This window comes from Acidovorax sp. A79 (genome assembly GCF_041154505.1).
GTDB lineage: Bacteria > Pseudomonadota > Gammaproteobacteria > Burkholderiales > Burkholderiaceae_C > Acidovorax.
Genome location: NZ_AP028672.1, coordinates 839,979 through 850,034, shown reverse-complemented (window position 1 = coordinate 850,034; position 10,056 = coordinate 839,979). Strand labels below are relative to the sequence as shown.

Sequence of the window (10,056 nt, the reverse complement as noted above, 5' to 3'; positions counted from 1 at the left end):
CCCGGGCTGCCTTTGTGGCGGAGCGCAGAAGGCGAATTACTTCGCTGCGGTCTTGCCGAAACGGTTGCGGAAGCGCTCGACGCGGCCACCCATGTTGTCCACGGACTTTTGCGTGCCGGTGTAGAAGGGGTGCGATTCAGAGGAGGTGTCCAGCTTGAACAGCGGGTATTCCTTGCCTTCGAAGGTTTCCATTTCCTTCGTGTTCACGCACGAACGGGTCACGAACTTGAAACCGTTGGACAGGTCCGAGAACAGGACTTCGCGGTAGTTGGGGTGAATGCCTTCTTTCATGATCAATCCTTGTCAAGTGCGGGAGCCGTGCTGAACCCGGTGCAACCTTTGCGCCGTGGAACATCCAGCGTACTTTCCGCAGAAAAAGCCCTCTATTATGGCACAGGGCGAATACGTGTCTTCTTCAACGTCGCTGCGCATCCGTCACAGCGATGGAAACCGGCGCGGCCCAAGCCCAGTGCCACCGTGGAACTGGCTCTGCCAGGCCACGGGTGGCGTCCCCCTCCGGGGGAAGGCGCCGAAGGCGACTCAGGGGGGCTTACCCGCCTCGTCGCATCATGTCGAAGAAGTCCACATTGGTCTTGGTGGCCTTCATGTTCTTGATCATGAGCTCCATGGACTCGATCTCGTCCATGTTGTACATGAACTGGCGCAGGATGCGGGTCTTTTGCAGGATCTCGGGCGCCAGCAGCAGCTCTTCGCGGCGGGTGCCGCTCTTGTTGAGCTCGATGGCCGGGAACACGCGCTTTTCGTACAGGCGGCGGTTCAGGTGGATCTCGCAGTTGCCGGTGCCCTTGAATTCTTCAAAGATCACTTCGTCCATGCGGCTGCCGGTGTCGACCAGCGCGGTGGCGATGATGGTGAGCGAGCCACCTTCCTCGACCTTGCGCGCCGCGCCGAAGAAGCGCTTGGGGCGCTGCAGCGCGGCGGCGTCCACACCACCGGACAGCACCTTGCCGCTGGAAGGCACGACGTTGTTGTAGGCGCGGGCCAGGCGGGTGATCGAATCGAGCAGGATCACCACGTCCTTCTTGAGCTCGACCAGGCGCTTGGCGCGCTCGATCACCATCTCGGCCACGTGCACGTGGCGCGCGGCCGGCTCGTCGAAGGTGGAGGCGATGATCTCGCCCTTCACCGTGCGCTGCATTTCGGTCACTTCTTCAGGGCGCTCGTCCACCAGCAGCACCATCAGGTGCACGTCGGGGTTGTTGGCCGTGATGGCGTGGGCGATGTGCTGCATCATCACCGTCTTGCCGCTCTTGGGCGGGGCGACGATCAGCGCGCGCTGGCCGCGGCCGATGGGCGCGATGATGTCGATGATGCGGCCGGTGATGTTCTCTTCGCTCTTGACGTCGCGCTCCAGGCGCATCTGCTCCTTGGGGAACAGGGGCGTCAGGTTTTCGAACATCACCTTGTGCTTGTTCTGCTCGGGCGGGCCGTCGTTGACCTTGTCGAGCTTGGTCAGGGCAAAGTAGCGCTCGCCGTCCTTCGGGGTGCGCACTTCGCCTTCGATCATGTCGCCGGTGTGCAGGTTGAAGCGGCGCACCTGGCTGGGGGAGATGTAAATGTCGTCCGTGCTCGCCGTGAAGCTCGTGTCCGGGCTGCGCAGGAAGCCGAAGCCGTCCGGCAGGATTTCCAGCACCCCGTCCGCGAACACCTGCTCTCCCGCCTTGGCGCGCTTCTTGATGATGGCAAACATCAGCTCCTGCTTGCGCATCCGGCCCGTGTTTTCGATTTCGAGTTCTTCGGCCTGCTTCAGGACTTCAGACACGTGCAGTGCCTTGAGTTCGTTTAAGTGCATGGAATGACTCCTTTGCGGAGCTGGTATGAATCTTGGGGGAGGAGGGCTGGTGCCGGATGGGCTGCTGTTTGCAGGTCCGGCTTGCCGGGGATCTCGGTCCGGCTGCCAATGCGTGCAGGCCGGTGATCTGGGGGAATTATGACAGGAAAAAAAGCAGGGGATTCACGCGGGCCGGATTCGGTGGGCGCCGGGCTGGCGGCCCGGGCCATGCGCCTTCATCAAGAAAGCCCCGCATGCCGGGTGATCGCGTGCGGGGCCGGGGCTGGGCCGTCGGTCAGGCCAGTTGCTGGTCGATGAAGGCGGTCAGCTGTGCCTTGCTCATGGCGCCCACTTTCGTGGCGGCCAGCTGGCCATCCTTGAACAGCATCAGCGTGGGGATGCCGCGGATGCCGAACTTGGCGGGAATCTCGCGGTTCTCGTCCACGTTCATCTTGGCGATCTGCAGCTTGCCCTGGTAGGTGCCCGCGACTTCGTCCAGGATGGGGGCAATCATTTTGCAGGGGCCGCACCATTCGGCCCAGTAGTCCACCAGCACGGCGGTGCCGGGTTTCAGCACGTCGGCTTCAAAGCTGGCGTCAGAGACATGTTTGATGAGTTCGCTGGCCATGGCGGATTCCTTGTTTTTGAGCGGGTTGTGACCGGTGTACGTTTAAAGTCTGGGCATTGTGACAGAAACCAATCCCACGTTCACCGGTGTGGCCGGGCCCTGCGACGCTATGACTGTCATAGCGAAAAGCGATCAGTGCGCAGCCCTGGTGCCCCTGTGGCGGCGCGTGCTGGGACAGGTGGCCGGGCACCTGCGCCAGCAGGGCGCGCATCCCGCGCGCACGGTGGTGCTGGTCCCCTATGCCCAGCTCATGCCGTGGGCGCAGCGCTATTGGGCCCTGTTCCATGCGGACGGTTTTGCTCCCCGGTTTGAAACAACGCGCAACTGGGCACGGCAGCTGGCGGCGTTCGTGCCCATGGGCGACGACCTGGCCGGGGATGTGGCGCGCGACACCTTGACGGCGCGGGCGCTGCTGGACCGCGCGGGCCTTTCGGCCCAGCGCGACGTGATGGCCGCGCCGCTGCAGGAGGCCGCGGCGCAGCTGGCGACCGTGGTGGCCGCGGTGCCGCCCGCGCAGCGGCCAGCATGGGCCGCGCATGCGCGCGGCCTGCTGCCCGAGGCCGATGGCGCCTCGGCGCTGCGCTTCGAGGCCGTCGTGGCGCGCATTGCGCTCGAATGGGTGCTTGCCTCGCGCCATGCCACCGATGTGCTGTTCGAGGCCGGCGTGCGGGAGTCCGTGGACGCGCTGGTGGTGCTGCACGGGTTCCAGGCAGAACCCCTGGCGCAGGCCTTGCAGAACCACTGGGGCGACAAGGCCACGGCCCTGGCGCTGCCTCCCGGGCCTGGCGATCCAGGTCCCATGGGGCGGGTCGCGCTGCATGCCGCGCAGGATGCCGAGGACGAAGCCCAGCGGGCCGCCGCCTGCGTGCTGGCGCATGTGGCGGCGGGCCGCACACCGGTGGCGCTGGCGGCCAACGACCGGGCTCTCACGCGCCGCATTGGCGCGCACCTGGCAAGCTCGGGCGTGGCGGTGCGCGACGAAAACGGCTGGACGCTGTCCACCACCCGCGCCGCCGCGCAGCTGATGGCCGCACTCAAGGCCTGCGCATGGGATGCCCATGCGGATGAAGTGCTCGACTGGCTCAAGCACGCCCCCGCCGTGGCGGCGCCAGCGCTCGATGCGCTCGAGCGCGCGCTGCGCAAGGCCCCGGTGGCGAACTGGGCCGGTGCGGCGCAGCGCGACTGGTCCGGCAAGCCGGCCCTGGCGCAGTGCGTGGCGCTCGCGCAGGGCTGGCGTGAGGGCCTGCGCGCGCCCCGCCCGCTGGCGCAGTGGCTGCAGGCCCTGCGCCTGCTGCTGCAGGCCAGCGGCCAATGGGCGCAACTGGAGGCGGATGACGCGGGCGCCCGCGTTCTGGCCGCGCTGCGCCTGCAGGCGGGGCAGGAGGCCGAGCTCGACGGCTGGGACAGCGCGGGGCGGCCCATGGCGCTCGCCGAATTCACGCGCTGGGCCAGCGAGGTGTGCGAGGCCGCGCGCTACGTGCCGGCCCTCGCGGGCGATGCGCCCGTGGTCGTCCTGCCCCTGCCGCAGCTGCTGGCACGGCCGTTTGCGGCGCTCGTGCTGCCCGGGTGCGACGAAAAACGCCTCCAGTCGTCACCGGAGCCCACGGGCGACTGGACCACGGCCCAGCGCGAGGCCTGGGGCCTGCCCACGCGCGGATCGCTCGAGGCCGCCCAGCGCGCGGCCTGGCACTACGCCCTGCAGACACCCGAGGTGGATGTGCTGTGGCGCACGGGCGACGAAGGTGGCGAGCCCCTGCTGGCCAGCGCGCTGGTGCTGGCGCTGCACCTGGATGGCGCCGCCCGCCCTGGCACCGATGGGCGCCGCGCGCGCACCGTGCCGACCGCGCCCACCCCGCGCCCCGGGCCCGACGGGAGTGCCCTGCCTGTCCAGCGCCTGTCGTCCACGGCCTATTCCGACCTGCGGCATTGCCCCTACCGCTTCTTTGCGCTGCGCCAGCTGGGCCTGCAGGAGGCCGACGAGCTGGCCGCCGAGGTGGACAAGCGCGACTTCGGCAACTGGCTGCACGCGGTGCTGCAGCACTTCCATGAGGCGTTGCTGGCCGAGCCGACGGACGACGCGGGCGCGCGCGCGGCGCGCATGGACAGCGCCGCGCAGGCCGTCACGCTGGAGCAGGGCCTGGGGGAGGGCGACTTCCTGCCGTTCGCCGCGGGCTGGCCGCAGGTGCGCGATGGCTACCTGCGCTGGCTTGCGCAGCATGAACAGGCCGGGGGGCACTTCCGGCAGGCCGAGGTGCAGACCCGCCAGCCGCTGGGTGCCCTGCAGCTGGTGGGCACCATCGACCGCATCGATGCCATCTCGTCCACCGGCGAGCCCATGCCATTGGTCATCGACTACAAGACCGAGAACGACACCGTCACGCGCAAGCGCATCGGCGCGGGCGCGGAAGACACCCAGCTCGCGTTCTACGCAGCCTTGCTGAGCCACGACACGCTGCGCGCCGCGTACGTGAACGTGGGCGAGCGGGGCGAGACGCAGATGCACGAACAGGAAGAGGTGGTGCACCTGCGCGACCTGCTCGTGGAGGGCATTCAGCACGACTTCGAACGCATCGCTGCGGGCGACCCCATGCCCGCGCTGGGTGAGGGCATGGTCTGCGACTACTGCGTTGCGCGCGGCCTGTGTCGCAAGGATTTCTGGGAATGAACGCTGCCTACGAACACAACGGCCACCCCGTTTCCCGCGAGGCGTTCTACGCCATTGCCTGCGACCCCGCGCGCAGCGTGGCGGTGGAGGCCTGCGCGGGCGCGGGCAAGACCTGGATGCTGGTGTCGCGCATGCTGCGTGCCTTGCTCGATGGCGCCGCGCCGCACGAGATCCTGGCCATCACCTTCACCAAGAAGGCGGCCGGTGAAATGCGCCAGCGCCTGCAGGAATGGCTCGAAGCCTTTGCCCAGGCTCCCCTGGAAGACCTCACCCGCGAGCTGGTGGCAAGAGGAATCAGCCCCGAGCGCGCTCAGGACAAGCGCGAGGCGCTACAAAATCTATACCGCCAGATGCTGGCCAGTGGCCGCCCGGTACAGATCCGCACTTTCCACAGCTGGTTTGCAGCGCTGCTCGGCACGGCCCCGTTGGCACTGCTGCAGGCCCAGGGCTTGCCTGCCAATTTTGAGCTCCTCGAAGACGATGCCGAGGCCGTGCGTGAGGTGTGGGCCCCGTTCCTGCACACCGTGGCCACCAGCGCCGGCCTGCGGGCCGACTACGAGGCCGTGGTAGCCCGCCACGGCCGCTCGCAGACCCACAAGGCGCTGGCGGCGGCGCTGGCCAAGCGCGTGGAATTCGACCTGGCCGACGCGGCGGGCGTGCTCGATGCCTCGGTGCCTTCCTTTCAGGCGCACTGCCCGGAACTGGCGGGACTGGATGAGCCCGCCGGCGCGCTGCAGGGCGATGCCTGCCACCAGCGCTGGCTGGCGCGCGCCAGGGCGCTGGGGGCCGAGACCAACAAGACACCCCAGAAGGCGGCGGACGCCATCGTGGACGCGCTGGCCTGCGGCGACCCGAACCTGCGCCTGGACCTGCTGCGCAAGGCGATGTTCGTGGCCAAGGAAGACCGGCTGTCCAAGAACCTCGAGAAGTTCGCAGCCGCCCAGGAAGCCGAGCCCGAGCTGCAGCGCCTGCTGCTGGCGCGGCGCCAGCACGAGGCCTGGCAGCACCAGCAGCGCATGGCCCGCCTGGCACGCTGCCTGATCGGCGAATTTGCCGCCGTGAAGAACCGGCACGGCTGGGTGGACATGAACGACGTGGAGCGCACGGCGCTGGTCATGCTGTCCGATCCCATCCTCTCGGGGTGGGTGCAGGAGCGGCTCGATGCGCGCGTGCGCCACCTGCTGGTCGACGAGTTCCAGGACACCAACCCGCTGCAGTGGCAGGCGCTGCACGCCTGGCTGTCGGGCTATGCGGGTTCGGGCGGCGGCGCCAGCGGCCAGACGCCGCCCAGCGTGTTCATCGTGGGCGACCCCAAGCAGAGCATCTACCGTTTTCGCCGCGCCGAGCCACAGGTGTTCATCGCCGCGCAGGCCTTCGTGCGCCATGGGCTCGCGGGCGACCTGCTCAGCTGCGACCACACGCGCCGCAACGCCACGGGCGTGATCGCCGCCGTGAACCACGTCATGGGCACCGCCCAGGCGCAGCACGAAACCAGCGGCTTTCGCGACCACACCACCGAGTCCAGGGACCCCGGCGTGCTGCTGCGCCTGCCCGCCATCCTGCCGCCGGATGCCGGCAGCGGCGGCGCGGGCGCGGACCCTTTCGCCTGGCGCGACAGCCTGACCGAGCCCCGCCACGAGGCCGAGGAAACCCAGCGCATGCGCGAATGCACACAGGCCGCCGCGTGGGTGGCGGCGCAGATCGCGCAGGGCACGCCGCCCCACGAAGTGCTGGTGCTGGCCCGCAAGCGCGACCGGCTCGCCGCCCTGCAGGAGGCCCTGCGCGCCCTGCACCTGCCCTGCGTGCAGCCCGAGAAGGCCGACCTGTTCGACGCACCCGAGGTGCAGGACATCGTGGCGCTGCTCGATGCGCTGGTGTCCACCGGGCACGACCTTTCCCTGGCTCGGGCACTCCGCTCGCCCCTGTTTGGCTGCGGCGACGAGGCCCTGGTGACCCTGGCGCTGCTGCGCCGCCAGCCGGAACACGCTGCCTGCAGCTGGTTTGATTTGCTACAGAAAAGTGAGCTGCTACCGCATGAAATGAAAGCGCTGGGGCCCGTTTTGGCTCAATACAGGGCCTGGGTGGATGGCCTGCCCCCGCACGACGCGCTGCACGCCATCTACCAGCACGCCGATGTGCTGGCCCGCTTCGCGGCGGCCGCCCCCGCCGCGCAGCGCACCGCGGTGCAGGCCAATCTGCGCGCCTTGCTGTCGGCCGCGCTGCAGCACGACGGCGGCCGCTACCTCACGCCCTACGCCTTTGTGCGTGCCATGAAAAAGGGCGGCGTGCGCGCACCGGGCCGGGTGGATGCGCAGGCGGTGCGCCTGCTCACCGTGCACGGCGCCAAGGGGCTGGAGGCGCGCTGCGTGCTGCTGCTGGACACCGACACCCGCCCCCAGAAGGCCGAGACCATGGGCGTGCTGGTGGACTGGCCCGGCGAGCAGGCCGTGCCCAGGGCGTTCGTCTTCCTGGCCAGCGAATCGAACCCGCCGCCCAGCGCCGTGGAAGTGCTGGCCGCCGAGCAGCAGGCCCGCCAGCGCGAAGAGCTGAACATGCTCTACGTGGCGATGACGCGGGCCAAGCACTGCCTGGCGCTGTCCAGCGTGCAGCCGGCCGCATCCGCGCCGGGCAGCTGGTGGAACCGCCTGGCGCCGCTGGCGGCCGAGATCGCCGTGCAGGAGGGCCCTGGCGCGCCCGGGGGCGAAACCCTGGCCGGGCCGGGCCGCCACGATCACTTCATGCTGGCGGAGCTGCCGCCGCTGCCGGAGCACCTGCGCGCGGCGCCCGCCGCGGGGCCGGTGGATGCCGACCGGGCCGCCGACCCCGGCGATGCCACGGCTGCCTCCACGCCGCAGTCCCGGCTGGGCGAGGCCATGCACCAGCTGCTGGAGCAGGCGGGCGTGGCGGGGGCCCCGCTGGTGGAGCTGCGCGCCCAGGGCTGGCCGCCCGCGCGGGTGGCGCGGCTGGCGCGGGATTTCGACATCACCATCGCGGCCGCGCGGCACGCCGCGCTGACCGCGCAGCGCATCCTGGCGGGCGAAGGCGCCTGGGCCTGGGAGGCGTCGGCCGTGGACACCGCCATCAACGAGGCGCCCTTGCGCTACCAGGGCCTGAGCCTGCGGCTGGACCGCCTGGTGCATTGCCACCAGCCGCCCGAACGCGCCGGGTGGTGGGTGCTGGACTACAAGAGCGCGGCCGAGCCCGAGCGCCAGCCCGCGCTGCTGGCCCAGCTGCAGCGCTACCGCAGCGCCGTGCAGGGGCAGACGCCCGGCGAGCGCGTGCGCGCGGCCTTCCTCACGGGCGACGGGCGCCTCGTGCCCGTGCCCGACGCCGTGCCTGCCGGGCCCGATGCAGTGCAGGGCGCAGAGGCCGCGCTGCGGCATACTCTCGCCCCCGCCGCGCAGGAACCCGGGGCCGTGCCGCCGCCGCTGCCCCTGCCGCGGGGACCCGGCCCCGACGATTCGCCCCAGGGTTCCCTGTTCTGACGCTTTTTTTCCCGATTGCCGGCCTTCCATCCAAAGGTTTTCCCCATGAATGTTTCCCTTCCTCCCGCCCCCGACGACGTGGCCGGCCTGCACTGCGACGTCGCCATCGTGGGCGGAGGCCCCGCCGGGCTCATGGCCGCCGAAGTGCTGGCGCAGGCGGGCGTGGCGGTGCATCTGTTCGACGCCATGCCCTCGGTGGGGCGCAAGTTCCTGCTGGCGGGCAAGGGGGGGCTGAACCTCACGCATTCCGAACCCCATGCGCCGTTCGCCGCCCGGTTTGCGGAGCGCCAGCCGCAGGTCGAGCCCTGGCTCACCGCGTGGGGCGGGCCCGAGATCCGCGCCTGGGCGCAGGGGCTGGGGGTGGAGACCTTCGTGGGCACCTCGGGCAGGGTCTTTCCGGCCGACATGAAGGCCGCCCCGCTGCTGCGCGCCTGGCTGCAGCGCCTGCGGGGGCAGGGCGTGGTGTTCCACATGCGCCGCCGCTGGCTGGGCTGGGCGGACGATGGCGCGCTGCGCTTCGCCGCGCCGTCGGGCGAGGAGCGGGTGCAGGCGCGCGCCGTGGTGCTGGCGCTCGGGGGCGGCAGCTGGGCGCGCCTCGGCTCGGACGGCGCCTGGGTGCCCCTGCTGGCCGGGCGTGGGCTTGCCGTGGCGCCGCTGCGCCCCGCCAACTGCGGTTTCGACGTGCTTCGTGGCGATGTGCCTGCGGGCGAGACGCGCCGCGCGTTCCTGCAGGAGCTCATCGGCCGCACACCTGCTCCCGCCACGGGCTGGACGCCCCACTTCGCCGGACGGTTCGCGGGCCAGCCGTTCAAGACGGTGGCATTGGCGTTCACCGACAGCCAGGGCCGCGCCTTCAGCCGCCGGGGCGAGTTCGTGGCCACGGCCACGGGCGTGGAGGGCAGCCTGGTCTATGCCGCATCGCACCTGCTGCGCGACGAGATCGAGGCCCACGGCCATGCCACTTTTCACCTGGATCTGCTGCCCGACCACACGCCCGAACGCGTGCTGGTGGAGGTGCGCCATCCACGCGGGTCGCGCTCGCTGTCCAGCCATCTCAAGAGCCGCCTGGGGCTGGACGGCATCAAGGCCGGCATCCTGTACGAGCACCTGGGCAAGGACGGGATGAACGACCCCGTGGCGCTGGCCCACGCGATCAAGGCGCTGCCCGTCACGGTGGTCGCCGCGCGGCCGCTGGACGAGGCCATCAGCACCGCGGGCGGCGTGGCTTTTGACGCGCTCGATGCCCGCCTCATGGCCACCGCCGCGCCCGGCGTGTTCTGCGCGGGGGAGATGCTCGACTGGGAAGCCCCCACCGGCGGCTACCTGCTCACGGCTTGTCTGGCGAGTGGTCGCGTGGCCGGGCACGGCGCGCTGGACTGGATTCGCCAACGCGGGGTGTAGCTTTCGGCGGCTCCTTCATCCAGATGGCAGTTCCCTTCGGCGTTCAAAACTGACACGCCGCCACCGCCACCGTGGATCCGGCTGC

The 10,056-nt window shown here is 70.2% G+C and carries 6 protein-coding genes; 3 read left to right on the top strand and 3 right to left on the bottom strand.

Annotation, left to right across the window (positions count from 1 at the left end):
• Positions 1-36: 36 nt before the first annotated feature.
• The 3 genes from ACAM51_RS03880 to trxA form a co-directional block, all read right to left on the bottom strand.
• A complete protein-coding gene (locus ACAM51_RS03880; RefSeq protein WP_008906759.1) occupies positions 37-291 on the bottom strand; it encodes a type B 50S ribosomal protein L31 in 255 nt (84 codons plus the stop codon).
• 259 nt (positions 292-550) lie between these two features.
• On the bottom strand, positions 551-1,813 hold the full coding sequence (gene rho, locus ACAM51_RS03875) for a transcription termination factor Rho (RefSeq protein ID WP_056067265.1): 1,263 nt from the start codon (positions 1,811-1,813) through the stop codon (positions 551-553).
• A 274-nt stretch (positions 1,814-2,087) separates the two neighbouring features.
• Positions 2,088-2,420 (bottom strand): thioredoxin TrxA, encoded by a 333-nt coding sequence (gene trxA, locus ACAM51_RS03870; RefSeq protein ID WP_218297655.1) that lies wholly within the window; start codon positions 2,418-2,420, stop codon positions 2,088-2,090.
• A 109-nt stretch (positions 2,421-2,529) separates the two neighbouring features.
• Between trxA and ACAM51_RS03865 the strand changes: the two genes are divergently transcribed.
• The 3 genes from ACAM51_RS03865 to ACAM51_RS03855 are packed head-to-tail and all read left to right on the top strand — an operon-like array spanning position 2,530 to position 9,971.
• Positions 2,530-5,085 carry a PD-(D/E)XK nuclease family protein gene (locus tag ACAM51_RS03865; RefSeq protein WP_369642783.1) on the top strand — a complete coding sequence of 852 codons (2,556 nt, stop codon included), beginning with the start codon at positions 2,530-2,532 and terminating at the stop codon, positions 5,083-5,085.
• Positions 5,082-8,570: a UvrD-helicase domain-containing protein gene (locus ACAM51_RS03860; protein ID WP_369642782.1), complete on the top strand. Its 3,489-nt coding sequence runs from the start codon at positions 5,082-5,084 to the stop codon at positions 8,568-8,570. The genes ACAM51_RS03865 and ACAM51_RS03860 overlap by 4 nt, the downstream gene beginning before the upstream one ends.
• A gap of 45 nt (positions 8,571-8,615) precedes the next feature.
• The gene (locus ACAM51_RS03855; protein ID WP_218297652.1) at positions 8,616-9,971 is read left to right on the top strand and encodes a TIGR03862 family flavoprotein; all 1,356 of its coding nucleotides are present in this window, start codon (positions 8,616-8,618) and stop codon (positions 9,969-9,971) included.
• Positions 9,972-10,056: the final 85 nt, after the last annotated feature.

What these genes read in the sequence shown, in the direction of transcription:
- trxA (WP_218297655.1), bottom strand. Translation starts at nt 2,420, where the DNA reads ATGGCCAGCGAACTCATCAAACATGTCTCTGACGCCAGCTTTGAAGCC.
- ACAM51_RS03855 (WP_218297652.1), top strand. Translation starts at nt 8,616, where the DNA reads ATGAATGTTTCCCTTCCTCCCGCCCCCGACGACGTGGCCGGCCTGCAC.
- ACAM51_RS03880 (WP_008906759.1), bottom strand. Translation starts at nt 291, where the DNA reads ATGAAAGAAGGCATTCACCCCAACTACCGCGAAGTCCTGTTCTCGGAC.
- ACAM51_RS03860 (WP_369642782.1), top strand. Translation starts at nt 5,082, where the DNA reads ATGAACGCTGCCTACGAACACAACGGCCACCCCGTTTCCCGCGAGGCG.
- ACAM51_RS03865 (WP_369642783.1), top strand. Translation starts at nt 2,530, where the DNA reads ATGACTGTCATAGCGAAAAGCGATCAGTGCGCAGCCCTGGTGCCCCTG.
- rho (WP_056067265.1), bottom strand. Translation starts at nt 1,813, where the DNA reads ATGCACTTAAACGAACTCAAGGCACTGCACGTGTCTGAAGTCCTGAAG.